Here is a 17,506-nt window from a genome sequence, read left to right as displayed (position 1 = left end):
TTTTTGTTGTAGTTTTTCAGTGCTTATAATATCAAAAAAAATACTTTTAAGTCTGTAAAGTGGACGATTTGGTGGCGCTGTGCTAAAATGATGTTGTATATTTTATTGGTAATCACTTTAATGTGTTTTGTTTTGGTCGAAAATGACTTTTACGTCGGATTTCTGCGGACGATGTGGTCGATCCGCTCCATCGTCCACTTTTTAGGGTAGAGTTTTGCGGCTCCATGGGCAAAAATTACAAATATGTTAAATACGCTATTGCCTATAACTATTTCCAGATTTTAGCGTTTAGTTTGGGAAAATCCCCCTATTCAAAAATAATACAGAATTAACATGTTATTTTAGAGCGATAAAAGACAAACTGGTACTATTGCATGGCATAACGTTTACACAAATTTTTAGGTCCGAATTAATTAAAACGATTTGTTATTGTCTTTTTGGAATTTCCTCAAAACGCCGGTTACTGATAATCCGGTGTCTTTATACTTATTAAGAGCCTTGTCTGCCGGCAAGCTGAAAAGTTGTTTCTGCTATATTTTACTTTGTATTCCACTGTTCAGTATTGCTCAAACAAATGCCGACAATAATGCCAATACTCCGGTTCCACTGCAAACTACCCGTGTAAGCGGCGTTGTTGTAGATGCTGCTACGGGCACACCGCTTCCTTTTGTTGCCATCCGGTTTGGAACGAGCAAATACGGTGGTAACTCTGATGGCGAAGGGAAATTTAGCCTTAGCGCGCCGGGCGCTTTTAGTACCATTATTGTTTCTTACATGGGGTTTCAGTCGCTCACTAAAGCTATCAATCCCGGGCAAAATAATAGCGGTTTACAATTGCGTTTACAAGCCAGCCATACGCAATTAAAAGAGGTTAAGGTTACATCAGGCAAAAAGCAAAAGTACCGAAACAAGGGCAACCCTGCGGTTGAGGTTATCCAACGGGTGATAGATCATAAGCCCGAAAACCGTATGGAAAGCGCCGATTACCTGCAAAACGAGCAGTATGAAAGGATCAACCTGTCTTTTGTTGATATACCGTCGGCGTTAATCAACAACCGGTTTTTCCGGATGTATAAGTTTATGCTGGATACCATACAAAAAGACGGGCGGCAACAGGTATTACTCCCGGCTTATTTCAGCGAAAAGATATCCCAGAACTACTATCGTAAACAACCGACCAAGTCTATCAAAATTTTAAAGGCCGAGAAGGAAGTTAATATCGTTAAGTTTATAGATACCTCTGGTTTGGCCATTTACCTAAACCGTTTATATGGTAACTCCATTGATATTTATACCAACAATATCTTTATTCTCTCGAATCAATTCCTGAGTCCGATATCCGATCACTCGCCCGATTTTTATAAATTCTTTATTACCGATACTATACAAACAAGTACCGGTAAATTGATAGAGCTAAGCTACACGCCGCGTAACAAAGGCGACCTGCTTTTTGAAGGCAAGTTGTTGGTGACCATGGATGGCAAATATGCCGTGCAGTCGTGCGAAATGGATATTAACCGGCAGATCAACATCAACTTTGTACGAACGTTGAACATAAGGCTCGATTTTCAACAGGTTCCGGGGGGACGTTATTTCTTGAGGAAAAGCGACGTAAAAGCCGATTTTGGAATCCTCCGCAACAAAGGCTTTGGTGTAATAGGCGACCGCACGGTAGTATTCTCTAACCAGGTGCTGAACTCGCCGATGCCCGATGCATTTTACGAAGGTAAAAGCGTGCAGGTGTTACCCAACTCGCAGCATCCTGATACTGCTTACTGGAAAAATACGCGCCCCGACACCCTTTCAGATCATCAAACCAAAGTTTACGGACGCGTTGCCCGACTGGAAAGCATGAAGCAATTTAAAAGGGCAACCTGGATAGCAAATACCTTTGTTGGTGGATATGCCAATTGGGGGCCGGTGCAACTGGGGCCTATTGGTGCTATTTACTCCTTCAACAGCCAGGAAGGCTCGCGGTTTCAGGTTGGGGGGCGTACTACGCCCAATTTTAACCAACATATTTATTTGGAAGGTTATGGCGCTTACGGGATTAGGGACGGGCGTTATAAGTATAACTTAAATACCTACTATTCCTTTAACAAAGTACCTTTTTATCGCTATCCTAACGACTATATCAAGCTGAGCATCCTTTCGGATGTTGATGTGCCGGGGCAAAACTTTTCGATTAATAATCAGCAGGCGGCATTGGCATCATTCCATACCGGTAAAACGGACTATTGGTTATATAGCAAGATTTTTAAGGCCGACTATGTCAAAGAGTTCGAGAACCACTTTTCGTTCGACCTCGGTTTTAAAAACTGGGATCAACAGGCTGCGGGTACTTTAGTATATCAATACAACGACCCTGCCAATACTATTGTAAACCATTTGGTTACCAGCGAAGTACAACTCGGTTTGCGATTTGCCCCGCACGAGCAATTGTTGCAGGGTACCATGTATCGCCGAACTATCCATAGCAGATTCCCTATTATCAACCTGCAGATTAACCAAGCCGTAAAAGGGGTGCTTAATAGTTCGTATAAGTATACAACGCTCGGTGCCAATATTTATAAACGATTCTATATGTCGCAATTAGGTTATGCGGATATTACGCTGGTTGGTGGCTATTTAAAAGGGAAGGTTCCATTCCCTTTACTGAGCATCAGTCCTGCTAACCAATCCCTGGCTTACGATCCAGATGCCTACAACCAAATGACCTACCTCGAATTTGTAAGCGACCATTATGCCGGCGTTAACTTTACCCAAAGTTTTAACGGTTTCTTCCTCAATAAAATCCCACTGATAGAGCATTTGAAGTGGCGTGAATACCTGTCTGCTAAGATATTGTACGGTGGTTTGCGTGATGAGAATAACCCTATGTATTCAACTGGCCTTTACCAGTTTCCGGTGGGTACGGGCGGGGCCAATGGTACTTATGCTTTGGGTAATAAGCCCTACATTGAGGGTGGTGTGGGTATCGGCAACATCTTTAAAGTGTTGCGTGTAGACCTGATCAGGCGATTCAATTATCTCGATCATCCGGGTGTATCCCAATATGGCGTGAAGTTTAGTGTCGGTCTAGATTTTTAAAATTATGCAAGCCAAAATCGGCGTAACATTAGTGTGACGCGTTATTTACTTCAGAGTTTGTACAAAATTGCGCTGCATCTTCGCGGCCATGAGTACTACAATTAAAGTAACGATTTCACTTTTTATTCTAAATATTTTAATATCATTTCAAGCATTCAGCCAGAATGCAAAGGGCAGAATCAGTGGTAAAATAATAGACGGTGCAACCAAGCAGGCAGTTGATTATGCCACTGTAAGCGTTTTTAAAACAGGCTCGACAAGCCCCTTCAACGGCGCAAGTTCTGATGCCAAAGGAAATTTTAATATCAGCAATATTCCCAACGGAACATACAAAGTAACAGTCGACTTTTTAGGCTATCAACGCCAAACTATTGATAACGTGGTTGTGGCTAACAACGGTAATACTGCAATAGGCACGGTTGTGCTTAACTCCGCCCAAACCACGTTAAAAGATGTAAACATAGTTGCTAAGGCTCCGGTAGTAGAAAGCCATATTGATAAAATGGTGTACAATGCTGCCAATGATCTTACAGCCCAGGGCGGTGTTGCCATCGATGTACTAAAAAAAGTGCCCCAGGTAAGTGTAGATATTGACGGTAATGTGGAGTTGCAGGGTAATGCTAATATCCGGTTTTTGATAAACGGCAAACCTTCCAGCATTTTCGGTTCTAGCTTAACCGATGCGCTGCAATCTATTCCCGCCAGCCAGATTAAAAGCATTGAGGTAATTACCAGCCCAGGTGCCAAGTATGATGCAACAGGTACAGGTGGTATTATTAACATTGTTTTAAAGGATAGCAAGGTACAAGGCGTAAACGGAACGGTTAATCTCTCCGCTGGTACACGGTTAGAAAACGGCTCCTTAAACCTTAACGTGCGCAAGGGCAACTTTGGCGCAGGCGTTTTTTTTAGCGGAAATGAGCAGTTAAATTCTACCACCTATACATCTAACAACAGGCGGTCGTACAATGATGAGCGCGATACCATAACAACTCTGTCGCAAAATGGGGATGGACAGTTTAAGCGTAGTGGCTATCAATCGGGCTTTAATTTTCAATGGGATATCAGCAAACACGACAACCTTACCGGGTCTGTCGGTTTTAATCATTTCGGTAATACCAACACGGGTTTAACCAATCAGGATCAGCAGATGCTTAGCCCTATGGGCAACGTTTATTCAGATTTAATGAGCATACGTAACTCCGATAGCCGTTTTAAATCGAATTCGACGGATTGGAGTTTGGATTATAAAAAGACTTTTAAGAAAGAAGGGCAGGAGTTAGAGTTGTTATATACATCGAGCTACGGCAGAAATAATTCGTACTACATGCAGCAACAAACTTACCTTAATGGTGGTTATCAGCCCTCTGGTTCTGCCAGTAACAACCCCGGTCGCGACCATGAAACCAATATTTCGCTGGATTATACCGAGCCTTTTGGAAAGAACTTCACCTTAGAAGCAGGGGCAAAAGCCGTAATTGAGCATTTAAGTAATAATGTTGAAACCGACAGCTTGCTCGCCGACGGATCTTACGTACCCAACGCCAGCCAAACGTACGGCTTTAATTACGACCGTAAAATATACGCAGGTTACTTATCAGGTTCATTCTCTTTGTTCAATAAGTTTTTGGATGGAAAAGCAGGCCTGCGTTACGAGCGCACCAACACCACCGCAGATTTCCCGGGAACAACTATACCGGGTTATAACACATTTGCCCCGTCGTTTCTGATATCGCATAAACTGAGCGAAACTGCATCTATTAAATTCGCTTACTCGTACCGTATAGAGCGCCCCGACTATGGCGACCTGAACCCGTTCTACAACATCAGCGACCCGCATAACATCAGCACAGGTAACCCCAATTTAAAGCCAGAGATAGGCCATAATTATGAAGTTGGTTATAGCAAGTCCTTTAACAGTGGTGCTAATTTTACCACATCCGCTTTTTACAGACACAATACGCAGGATATACAAGTCTTTAGTACCTATTACGAAACCCTTAACATAGGCGGCACCGATTATACCAACGTTACCCTTACCCAACGCTATAACATTGGTTCGCAAACCGGCGTTGGCTTAAACCTGTTTGGTTCTGTGCCGGTGGGTAAACTTAGTTTAAGATCAAACGTGCAACTGGGCGAACGCACCAACAGTAACCCCGGCTTGCCAAGTGTAACCGGTTTTGCTTACCGTGTAAACCTGAACGCCAGTTATCAATTCCCGGAAAACCTGGTTGCTGAGGTATTCGGAAACTATAACTCGAGCCAAAAGAATATCCAGGGAACGCGCCCGGCTTTTGCATTCTATAATATTGCTATCCGCAAGCAATTCCTTAATAAAATGGCCAGCATCGGCTTAACCGCCGCTAATCCTTTCAATCGGTACGTAAACCAAACAACCACTACTTACGGTGCTAATTTTAGCCAGGCAAACCTACGCCAGGTGCCTTTCAGATCGTTTGGTATCAGTCTGAGTTACAAGTTCGGCAAGTTGGAGTTTAAAAAGAATAAGGACGACAACAATAATCAGCAAGGTATACCTGGCGAGCCGGGCCGATAGAGCTTAAATACAGAAAGAAAACAGATTCATCCGCTTCTTTTGTATTCAACATAAATAGCTTTTAAACCCCAAAGAATGAAAGTTTTAGTAGTTGAAGACGAGCGAGATATTTCTGACAGTATTTGCCAGTATTTGGCCAATGAGGAGTTTTTGTGCGAAGCTGCATACGACTACCACTCGGCCATGGAGAAGATCCATTTGTATGAGTATGTCTGTATTATTTTAGACATCACGCTTCCAAACGGCAGTGGCCTGGATATTCTGAAACAGCTAAAGGATATGCAAAAGGCCGAAGGGGTAATTATTATCAGTGCCCGCAATTCGTTGGACGACAAAATTGCGGGCTTGAAATCTGGTGCCGATGATTATTTGGTAAAACCCTTCCATCTACCCGAACTGAGTGCGCGTGTTGCCGCCATTATCAGGCGGCGCTTGTTTGAAGGTAAAAACTATATCACGCTTGATAAATTGGTGCTCGATATTTTCAAAAAAACATTGAAGCTAGACGATATCGACATTCCGCTTACGAGAAAAGAGTATGAGCTTTTGCTCTACTTCATCAGCAATAAAAATAAGGTGGTAACAAAAGAGTCTATCGTTGAGCATCTGTGGGGTAGTGAAATGGACCTGGCCGACAGCTACAACTTTATTTATTCGCACATTAAAAATCTACGTAAAAAGCTGATACAGGCAGGTAGCCCCGATTATATTAAGGTGGTTTATGGTATGGGTTATAAGTTTAGTATCCATTAAACTGGTATGGGGATGAAATTATTTAACAGGTACAACCGTATAAGCCTGCCCATTATTATGGGGATATTTTTGATCTCGGGCCTGTGTTGTTACCTATGGGTAAACCATATCCTCATCAGCGATTTTGACGAAAGCCTAACCGAGCACGCCCAGAAAATTACCGACTATATTAATAAAAACGGCGAGTTTCCCAAAGCGGTAGTTACCGACGACTGGATGGTGAGTTATAAAAAAATCGACCACGCTACTCCATCTTATTTTGAGACTAAAGAACTTTACGACCAAGAGGATAAGGACTTTGTGCAATACCGTTCGCTATCCTATGTTTTTACGCTGAAGGGTCAGCATTATTTAATTATTGTTTCCAAATCGCTCGAGGCTTTGAGTGGGCTGTCGCGTTCCATAGCGCTGATTACTACCATCACTATTTTAGTAGTGATATTGGTTAGTCTGGTATTAAGCCATTTTTTACTGCGCAGGCTATGGCGCCCGTTTTATACCACGCTGGATTTGCTTAGGGAATTTAAACTTGGAACCCCACGCCAACTGGCCTTCGAAAACACATCAACAGAGGAGTTTGCATTTATGAACCGCCAGCTCTCCGAAATGATGAGGAACGCCGATAAGGAGTACCTGGTGTTAAAAGAGTTCACCGAAAATGCATCGCACGAAATTCAAACACCCTTGAGTATTATTCGCTCTAAACTGGATATCATTATGCAGGGCGAAAATTTAACGGAGTTGCAGATAAACTCCATTGCGAGTGCATTTCAATCGGTAAGGAGGCTTACTAACCTTGGACAGTCGCTGTTGCTGTTATCCAAGATCGAAAACAATCAGTTTATTAAAACCGAATATCTGGATCTTAAAGAAAGAATTAGCGACAAACTAACCCAATTAGAAGAGTTTTGGGGAGAGAAGCAGATCACTATTGATGCTGTATTAGAACCTGCCTCTATAAATGCTAATGCCGATTTGATAGATATCCTTTTAAACAATTTATTTAATAATGCCCATCGCCATAATGTTGATGGTGGCTTAATAAGGGTTAATTTGCAACAAGGCGTTTTAACCATTGCTAATACCGGCGACAAGAAACCCATTGATCCCGACAAGATATTTACCCGTTTTTATAAGGCAGAACAAAGCAGCAGCAATAATGGCCTTGGCTTATCTATCATTAAACAAATCTGCGATCAATCGGGCATCGATATTAAATATGAATTGAGCTGGCAGATGCACCTGTTTACTTTCGAATGGTAATAGGGGCGAGTAAGGTTGTTTAACAATAAAGGCCGCTCCCAACAATAATCGGGGCGGCCTTGGGTATTAAGCAGAGTTTATTAGGGTCTATCAATCTATCTTTAAAAAAGCACCATTTTCGTCGAACACCAAATCTTTGCCTTTTACTTCGGCCTCGTACATTATTTTACCCTTGGCATCGGTTACTTTGCCTGCTTCGGTAATCTTTTTGCCTTTATAATTTTTGTTTACATAGGCAGTAACAGCAGCCGGTAGTTCGGATGGATTGATGGCGATAACCTGTTCCATGAATGTGCCTGTTGGAGAGAACATCACCGATGTGTCCTCGCCGGATTTGCCACCCCAGTTAGCTTCATAATTACCTTTTTCTTTTTCCCAGGTTACTTTGGTAGCCGTTGGATATTTCTGCATTAAGGCCGTACTAACGGCCGTGGGTACATCGGCCTTTTTTACTTTCTGTGCAACTACCGCGCTTAATGCGGCGGTTGTTACCAGCATGCTTAAAATTACTTTTCTCATTACGTTTTAGTTTTAATCAATATTAACTATGCAATCTGATTTTTCTTTGTAGTTGAATGGGCTATGCAGAAAAATTAAAACTAAAATAGGGTTGTGGTAAAACCAATACTTAGGTTGAGGTTATTCGTATTTATAGGGACGATCTGATCGTCGGGAGGAAGGTGAAAATAGGAGGGCTCTATAGTCAACGCAAAATGCTTGGCCAGATAATATTCTGCACCTATCGAAAACTTAATGGCCAGATGATCGCTGCTTACCTGGCTCACCGTAATGTTAGATGCTGTACTTGTAAGTATTGGATAGTTGTTAATGCCCACTCCTCCTTGCACCAAGCCATAAATTCTAAAATGCTTAAATCTTCGCCGATACCCCGCACCAATGGTTAACAGGCTAACAGAAAGCTTTCCGGTGTTTACGTTAGTGGGCAAGCCGGCGGTAAATTGCTGATAATGGTTATTGATGGCGTCGTAATTAAACCGGTAAAAAATATGGTTTTCTTCAGATGGCCGGTACTCAAGCGCCGTGCTCAGCATAAATCCGTTGTTAATACTGCCCGACGCGTTTTTAACCGGTATGCTTAAACCTATTGCCCCCGGGAAATAGATTTTAGACGTAAAACCTTCCGACTGTGCATAGCCGTTGTGAAAGCAGAATACGGCTAATGCGGCGCAGATGTAAGCAAAACGGGAGCGTATACCGGGCATAATTCTAGGTGTTTGTAATCGGCTTGCGGATCAATTTTTTAAAGGGTATCCCCAAAACGCTTACAAATTTTCCATTAACCTCGGGTGACATGTGGGTATCTACGCCAAATACCGTGTCGTGGCTTTCAAGCTCGCCGTAGGTGCCGAATAGCCTGTCCCATATACTTAGTACGTCGCCGTAGTTTTTATCAGTATAGGGCAGTTCGAAATGGTGGTGCACGTGGTGCAGGTTAGGCGTTATGAAAATCAAGCCAACAACCTTGTTGATCCGGTTTGGTAAACGGAATTCGGTATGTGCGGCGATATTAGAAAAAGACTGAATAGTTTGCCTGAACACAAGCACTGCTGCTACCGGCCCTAACAAAAACACCCACAGTATTTGAAAGCCCGTTCTGATAAATGTTTCTACCGGATGCTCTCTGATGGTAGTAGAAACATCAACATGCAGATCGGAGTGGTGCACGAGGTGAAACTTCCATAGAAAATCAAGCTTGTGCATAATTACATGGTAGATATACTCGCAAAAATCGAGCAGCACAAAAAGGCTCAGATAGTAAACGACAAGATGTTGATGAAAAGGAATATAGTTGATTAATCCCCAATGATGGTGGTTGGCCCATACCGAAACCGCCAGCACAAACGTGGTCATGAACAACTGAACAGGTAATGCCGTGAAAATGAACAACAAATTAACGCGGCTATGTTTTAGCTTAGTAAAAAATGTGTTAGCGGTAAATAATAATTCGCTCGCCCAGATAGAGGTAATGGTAAGGGCGAAGAGCGCAATTTGAATAACGTCTTGATGTTTGGAAATTAGGGAATGATCCTGCATAGCTGTTTAATTAGGGGTATTTGTTCAGTAATTAAGCGCTTTGTAACGTTTGTGCTACCAAAGTGCAGCTCAATTCTGAATTATGTTTGTATCGGCCGCGAATTAAGGCGGATTTGATGAAGGTTTTGTGAAAGGAAAGGCAGTATAGGCTGCTTTTAAAACTTTTTGGAATAAAAAATAAAAACCAAAATGCAATAAATTATCGTATAAGGATAAGTAAAAAAAAGCGATGGCATAAATGCCGCTTTTTGATTAATAAATAGAGTTATATATTTATAAACGTATTTAAACCAGCATCACATGGGTTAGCTTTTACTTTACTATATCTATCTGTAAATATTCCTTTCAATGTGTTGTTATTCAGGTAACTGAAACTGTAAATGAGCATGTATTTATTCATTGTACATCAATATGATTAAATTTCTACGATTCTACCTTCCTGCATTTTTATTGGTATTACTGGTGCATTTTTCTGCATCGGCACAAAACTGTACCATTAATGCAGGAGCAGATCGCACAATTTGTGCCGGTCAGCCATTTTTACTTAACGGTACTGCAACCGGCTTATTTAACCAACAGGCAACATGGACCCAGGTTGCTGGCCCCACAGTTTCGGTATCAACAACAACAGTTTCGGGCGGTAATGCGGTGGCTACGGTTACAGGTTTTGCCAAAGGGGTTAATTACACCTTCAGGTTGTCGGCAAAATGTACAGATGGCTCTCCGGTATTTGATGATGCTGTTTATAACGTATCTACGCTAACTGTATCCAATGCGGGGCCTGCTATTACTTCGTGCCCTGGCACAGTAACCATGGCTGCCAATTCGGTGCAGGCAGGCGAAACAGGTTCATGGTCGGTGGTAAGCGGTAATTTGCCGGTGCCAACTCCCGCAACATCACCTAATGCAACTATTCCTCTGCCACAAACAGGTAACACTGTAGGTACTACCGTCTACCGTTGGACCATTACCGGAAGCGATGGCAGCTGTTCTTCAACCTCAGATATTGCGGTTACCAACCTTGGCGGCGAGCCAATTGCGGTAAATACACCTTTATATGTAAACTGCTATTCTGTTGTAGCTACTACGGGCTTACACGCCTCTTTTGCAGGCAGTGGCAACGGCCAGATAGGTACCTGGTCGTTCATCAGCGGGCCGAGCGTGCCTACCTTTGGAGATATACACGATAACAATACGGGGATAGGAAACCTTACAGGTGGTGTTTATGTGGTGAGATGGACGGTAACCGGCCCTTGTTTCAGCGGATCGAAAGATGTAACCATTACGGTTGACAGCCCTTCGCAAAGTATTACCAATGCAGGCGGCGACCCATTTTTTACCTACTGCGATGGCCGTACTACAACGGCCTTAAATGGTGTTAAGCCATTATATGCTAACGAGGTGGTGCAATGGACATCTGCAAGCACAAACCCAACTGCGGTTAGTTTTTCTAATGCCACCTCGCCAACTACAACGATAAGCGGACTGGATGGCCACTCGGATTATGACCTGATTTACACCATTACCAATACTGTGACGCATTGTACTTCGGTAGGTACTTACCATGTGCGGTATACCACGCCACCTGCGGTTACCATTAATGCCGATACGCCTAACCCCGCGATTTTGCCATGCGGTGCATCACAGCTAAACATACACTTTAACGTGGTTGGAGGTAACCGTACACAATGGGCGCTGGTTAGCGCCCCCGGCGGCTCTAACATCGAAGCCAATTTCGGCATTAACCATTTTGTAACCGCTTCCGACGACTTTCAACTGATTGTGGGGATGGATAGGATCGGTACTTACGTTATCCGCTTCAGGCGATATAATGATGATGCGTCTGGGGGTTGTGTAGATAGCTACATAGACCTGCCGATTGTAATATCTAAAGCACCATACCAGGCCAACGCGGGGACACCACAGTTTTTAACCTGCGGCGTAACCAGTGCAACCTTGGCCGGTAATGGCCCACAAGCAGGCGATTCGGGTATTGGGATGTGGACACAGGTAAGCGGGCCGAACACAGCGATTATAGCAAATAAATCCTTAAACACAACTGGCATATCAGGCCTGGTGAGTGGGGTTTACACTTTTAGATGGATTGTGACAGGTGGCGGTAAAGATTGCGGCGATTCGCAGTCTGATGTTAAAGTTGTTATTTCCACTACGCCTTCGGTTGCCCATGCCGGGGCCGATATTGCTACTTGTTTTGGAACGCCGGTAAAGTTAGATGCAAATCAGCCCGAGGCTAATGAAACAGGTACCTGGTCTGTTGTTTCTCAAAGTCCTGCTACTCCGGCAAGCACTATCACATTCTCAAGTGTTAATGATCCTCATGCCGTTGCGAATGGTTTTCTGGCTAATAAAACATATATCCTACGCTGGACCATCAGCAGTTCATGCGGAAGCAACTTTGATGATGTAGTTGTCAATACCAATGCAACCAACGGCCCCAAGCAAGCTAATGCCGGCCCCGACCAATGTCTGGGTTCGAGTACGTCAATCTTCAATTTAGGTGCTAATGCGCCCGACGCCGGCGAAGCCGGTATCTGGACCTTGTTACCCGGAAGCCCTAATACACCTGCATTTACTAATGCCAGTAGTCAAACTATTACGGGGGCTACAATCGGAACATATAAGTTTGAATGGCAACTAAGCAAGGGGGGCTGTGCCACTACACGCGATACGGTGGTTATAACCATATCTGCTGGCACTACAGCTGCTGCCATCAGCGGTACACCATCGCAGGATGTGTGCGGACTTGGGCCGATAACCTTAACTGCAACCAGTACGCCAACCGCAATGGAAACGGGTGTCTGGACTCAAGTAGCGGGGCCTGGTGGGGCGACAATTACATCGCCGGGAAGTACATCTACTACGGTTAGCGGGTTAATACAAGGGCGATATAAATTTAGGTATACAATTACTAACGGTGCATGTTCAAGCTCATTTGCCGAAATCACCTATAATCTTAGTGCACCTCCTACACCGGCTAATGCAAGCGTTAGCGGCAACAATCCTATAACGCTATGCGATGGTGCTTCAACGGTATTAGATGCCAATACAATTACCGTGGGGTCGGGGTTATGGGTAGTGAGAAGCGGACCTGGCACGCCAATATTCAGCAGCTTAACCGATCCGCACGCTACCATCAGCGGTTTAATGTTAGGCACCTATGTATTAACCTGGCAATCAAGCAACGGTACTATTTGCCCTCCATCAACATCTAACGTTACTATTGTACTGCATCAATCGGCAAATGCCGGGGCAGATCAAAACCTTTGTAACACTGGGATTACTGTATTATCCGGTAACGAAGGGAGTGACGGTAACTGGACACTGGTATCGGCACTACCGGCAGGTACGCCACCGGTAACCATCACAAAAAATGGTTCTTCAACCGGGTTTGGTAATACTGCGATTGCAAGCGGCTTAATCCCGAACGCGACTTATGTATTCAGATACACCATTAATACAGGCATAATAGCCGGAAAAGATGCTGGCGGTTGCGGTATATTGACGGATGATATGACGGTAACCGTAAGCGGACCGCCATCAACTGCCGATGCCGGGCCAGATCAGCAAATTTGTACCAGTACTACCACATCAGTTAATCTTGCGGCTGTTGCACCTACCGTGGGCACGGGTTCGTGGGATATTATTGGCAGGCCGGTTGGCAGCGTACTTACTTTATCTTCCACAACAGATAACCACGCGGTACTTAGTAATTTAAGCGTGCCCGGCGACTACCTGTTGCAATGGACAGTTACTAACGCCAATTGTACAGGCAATCAGTCAAGCAATGATATTGTGCGCATCAGTGTTTACGATCCTCCTACGGTTGCAGCGCCAATGACTAATCAACCTTCCGCATGTTTGGGAGGTGTAACATTAACGGGTACCACACCTACAGTAGGTATCGGTACATGGACTTTTGTACCCAATGGGCCGAGCGATACACGTGCACCGGTTATCGATGCGCCAAACTCGCCGGTAACTGCGGTTTCGGGTTTAGTTATTGATCCTGCGAATCCATACAAATTCCGCTGGACGATATCCAATGGTGTATGTACCTCATCATCGGCAGATGTTAGCGTTACGGTAACCGATAATTCTCCGGCTGTTGCCAATGCTGGCACGGTATCAAATACTTGCGGGCCTGCGACTGGTGGCACGGCTTCTGTATCGTTGGCTTCAACCAATACTACTCCAACCGGCAACGACCAGGGAACGTGGACTGTTGCGGTTCAGCCTGCATCCAGTCCGGTAGTTACCTTTAATAACAATCACAGCCCGACAGCTGTTGCAAGTGGTTTAGTACCCGGAGCATATACCTTAAATTGGACAATTACCAATAACAGCTCGTGCAGTACAACAAGCAGCGTAAGCTTTACCATATTAGCGGCGCCATCTGCAGCTGATGCCGGTCCGCCAACCGCTAATTATTGCCTTGGTTCGCCGATAGCTCTGGCAGCTGTGACCCCGGGTGCGGGTACCACCGGAACCTGGACCATTATAGCAAAGCCAACCGGCGCGGCCGATCCGGTATTCAGTTCGGTTAATGACAATAATGCCACCTTAACAGGCGTAGTAACTGGTAATTATACGTTCCGTTGGACAACCTCTAACGGCCAGTGTACAGATAGCTTTGATGATATTACCATCACCGTGGCCGATTGTAATATTAACCTGGGTATTACCAATACAGATGGTAAAACAACATATACACCAGGCACAACCAATACTTATACGCTTGTTGCCACTAACACCGGTATCAACAATGCGACGGGTGCTACAGTCACTTTCCCATTCCCGACAGGAGTTACAGGCAACTGGACAGCAACATACACAGGCGGCTCAACCGGCGCAGCCAGCGGAATAGGCAGTATTAATCAAACGGTAAATATCCCGGTAGGAGGCACAATTACTTATAGCGTAACGGCCAATGTTGGAAGCGGCGTTGCCGGCGATTTAACCACTACGGCAACTATTGCTGCGCCAACCGGGCTTACGGATCAAAACCCTGCCGATAATATAGCTACGGATACAGATCACCCGAACATCATAACCGATTTAAATATTACCAATACGGATGGTAAAACTAACTATAGCCCGGGTGGTACTAACGTTTATACTATTGTAGCTACTAATGCAGGTACAAGCGATGCCAATGGCGCAACCGTAACTTACCCTCTGCCTACAGGTATTACCGGCAGTTGGACTGCTGTTTACGCAGGCGGTGCAACAGGTAATGCTAGTGGGACAGGCAGTATTAACGAATCGGTAAATATCCCGGCAGGAGGATCAGTCACTTATACATTAACTGCAGCCATCCCTTCGGCCACAACAGGGAGCCTGACCACGACGGCAACTATTACGGCTCCGGTGGGTTCAACAGATCCAACACCGGCTAATAACACGGCGACGGATACCGATGCTCAAAACAGCCAAGCCGATTTAAGCGTGACTAATACCGATGGCAAAACCACGTATACGCCGGGCACAAGCAATACTTATACAATTGTTGTGCATAATACAGGCCCTAGTGACGTAGCAGGAGCTACGGGTATCAACAATTTGCCGGCAGGTGTGGGTGGAAGCTGGACTGCTGTTTTTGCCGGTGGCGCGTCGGGTGATGTAAGCGGCATGGGTAGCATAAATACCCCTGTTAACATGCCATCGGGAAGTACAATTACTTACACCTATGTGGTAACTCTACCGCAAGATTTTACAGGTAATTATATCAACACCGCCACGGTAATTTTACCAAACGGAGCAAACGACCCAACACCAGCCAATAATAGCGCAGTAGACACAGACACAAAAAATAGTATCACAGATTTGAAAGTGTTTAAGTCGGTGTCGGTATCAACGCCTTCTATTAATAACCAGATTACCTATACGCTAATGGTTAATAATGGTGGGCCAAGTACAGCAACTAATGTTAACGTTACAGATGCGTTACCTACAGGGTTAACGTTTGTGAGTGCAACTCCATCTGTAGGCACCTACGCTAGCAGTACAGGTATATGGGCTATAGGAACATTGAGTAACACGGGCAATGCTACGCTGAATATAGTTGCCAGAGTTAATGCTACCGGCGGTTACCTCAACACCGCTACTATTGCCGGCGCGGAAACAGATAGCGACCCAACTAATAATACCAGCCAGGTAAACATTGCGCCGAAACCATTGCCGGTTGCTAACAACGATTCAGGCACGGCAGGCAGTAATACACCGGCTGTAATCAATCTCTTAAATAACGACGTAAAGGCGGCCGATAATCTGGTGCCAAGCACGGTAACTATCATCACCCAACCACTGCATGGTACCGTCGTTGTCGATCCGGCAACGGGAGTGGCTACATATACACCAAATGCAGGTTATACCGGTCCGGATTCATTTACTTATACGGTATCAGACGCTAATGGCGGTACATCAAACGTGGCCACGGTTACAATAACCGCTGTTAAAGGCCCAACAGCAAATGACGATAGTGCTGTTACCAACATGAATACCCCGGTAACTATTAATATCCCTGCTAATGATATTAATGGTAATGCCGCTATTGCGCCAGCAACAGTAAATATTGTTCAGCAGCCATTGCATGGTTCCGTTACAGTAGATCCGGTAACGGGCGTGGCTACTTATACACCGGCTACAGGTTATTATGGGGCTGATAATTTTACCTATACTATTAAAGATCAGAACGGGTTTGTATCCAATGTGGCTAATGTTACCATTAATATCCCTAGAGGCCCAACTGCCGTTGATGACAACGCCGCAACCACGCCTAACAGGCCTGTAGGTATTCCGGTAGTGGGTAACGATACGCCGGGCACCGCCGACATTGACCCAACTACGGTTACTATTATTACGCCGCCTGCGCATGGTACGCTGATCGTAGATCCGGTAACAGGACTGGTAACTTACACACCGGCACTTAATTATGCAGGACCGGATCAGTTTACCTATACCGTTAAGGATAAAAACGGCGCTACAAGTAATGTAGCTACGGTTAAGATCAACACTACTGATAAACCGGTAATTGGATTGGCAAAGGTCGTTGCTTCGGTTACTAAAGCTACTAACGGATCGTACGATGTTACCTATATTTTAACGGTTGGCAACTACGGTATAACCGATTTAAATAATATCAGCATTAAAGACGATCTGACGCAAACCTTCACCGGCGAACAATTGACCTTCAAGAGCATCAGAACGCTAGGGCGCTTGACAGTTAATCCTAACTACAACGGCAGCAGCAATATTGAATTATTGGCCTCGGGCAACCAGCTTTTCACCAGCCAGGTAGAACAGATTGAGATTGTAGCCAATGTGACTGTGGTAACAAGTGGAACCACTTATCTCAACCGCGCTACGACTTCGGGCACATCAGTAACCAGCGCTACTACTACCGACCAATCTACCGACGGTTTAAAACCTGACGTGACGGCCACGGGCGATGTAAGTTCTGCTGTACCAACCCCTGTAAAACTGGAACGACCGAACGGCTTTATCCCCGAAGGATTTTCGCCAAATGGCGATGGCGCTAACGACACGTTTGTGATCGAAAACGTAAGCGGTAGAAAGGTATTCCTCGAGTTCTACAACCGTTGGGGAAATCTGGTATACCGTAATGAGGACTACAAAAACGATTGGGGAGGCAAGTGTAACCAGGGCATCCACATAGGCGAAGATCTGCCGGAAGGAACCTATTATTACATTGTGAAGTTTGACGACAAAGACCGCTACGTGGGCTTTATAACCCTAAACAGATAG

The 17,506-nt window shown here is 44.7% G+C and carries 8 protein-coding genes; 5 read left to right on the top strand and 3 right to left on the bottom strand.

What is annotated here, in order from left to right:
- The first annotated feature begins 423 nt into the window (after positions 1-423).
- The 4 genes from GSY63_RS17435 (at position 424) to GSY63_RS17420 (ending at position 7,666) form a co-directional block, all read left to right on the top strand.
- Positions 424-3,090, top strand: a complete 2,667-nt coding sequence (locus GSY63_RS17435; protein WP_208094581.1) for a DUF5686 and carboxypeptidase-like regulatory domain-containing protein — start codon at positions 424-426, stop codon at positions 3,088-3,090.
- An 88-nt stretch (positions 3,091-3,178) separates the two neighbouring features.
- Positions 3,179-5,650 carry an outer membrane beta-barrel family protein gene (locus tag GSY63_RS17430; protein ID WP_166587118.1) on the top strand — a complete coding sequence of 824 codons (2,472 nt, stop codon included), beginning with the start codon at positions 3,179-3,181 and terminating at the stop codon, positions 5,648-5,650.
- A 75-nt stretch (positions 5,651-5,725) separates the two neighbouring features.
- Entirely contained in the window at positions 5,726-6,403 is a 678-nt protein-coding gene (locus GSY63_RS17425) for a response regulator transcription factor (RefSeq protein WP_166587117.1), read from the top strand.
- Positions 6,404-6,415: 12 nt separating this feature from the next.
- A complete protein-coding gene (locus GSY63_RS17420) occupies positions 6,416-7,666 on the top strand; it encodes a sensor histidine kinase (protein WP_166587116.1) in 1,251 nt (416 codons plus the stop codon).
- A 90-nt stretch (positions 7,667-7,756) separates the two neighbouring features.
- Here the strand turns inward: GSY63_RS17420 and GSY63_RS17415 are convergent, their stop codons facing one another.
- The 3 genes from GSY63_RS17415 to GSY63_RS17405 form a co-directional block, all read right to left on the bottom strand.
- Positions 7,757-8,185, bottom strand: coding sequence for a PepSY-like domain-containing protein (locus GSY63_RS17415; RefSeq protein WP_166587115.1), 429 nt, complete (start codon positions 8,183-8,185; stop codon positions 7,757-7,759).
- Positions 8,186-8,265: 80 nt separating this feature from the next.
- Complete coding sequence (locus GSY63_RS17410) at positions 8,266-8,889, bottom strand: outer membrane beta-barrel protein (RefSeq protein WP_166587114.1); 624 nt, start codon at positions 8,887-8,889, stop codon at positions 8,266-8,268.
- 4 nt (positions 8,890-8,893) lie between these two features.
- Complete coding sequence (locus GSY63_RS17405) at positions 8,894-9,721, bottom strand: sterol desaturase family protein (RefSeq protein WP_166587113.1); 828 nt, start codon at positions 9,719-9,721, stop codon at positions 8,894-8,896.
- A 411-nt stretch (positions 9,722-10,132) separates the two neighbouring features.
- On the opposite strand from GSY63_RS17405, the gene GSY63_RS17400 reads away from it, so the two are divergent.
- Entirely contained in the window at positions 10,133-17,506 is a 7,374-nt protein-coding gene (locus tag GSY63_RS17400) for an Ig-like domain-containing protein (protein WP_166587112.1), read from the top strand.

Source organism: Mucilaginibacter agri (genome assembly GCF_009928685.1).
Classification (GTDB): domain Bacteria; phylum Bacteroidota; class Bacteroidia; order Sphingobacteriales; family Sphingobacteriaceae; genus Mucilaginibacter; species Mucilaginibacter agri.
This window is presented reverse-complemented; position numbering and strand designations above follow the sequence as displayed.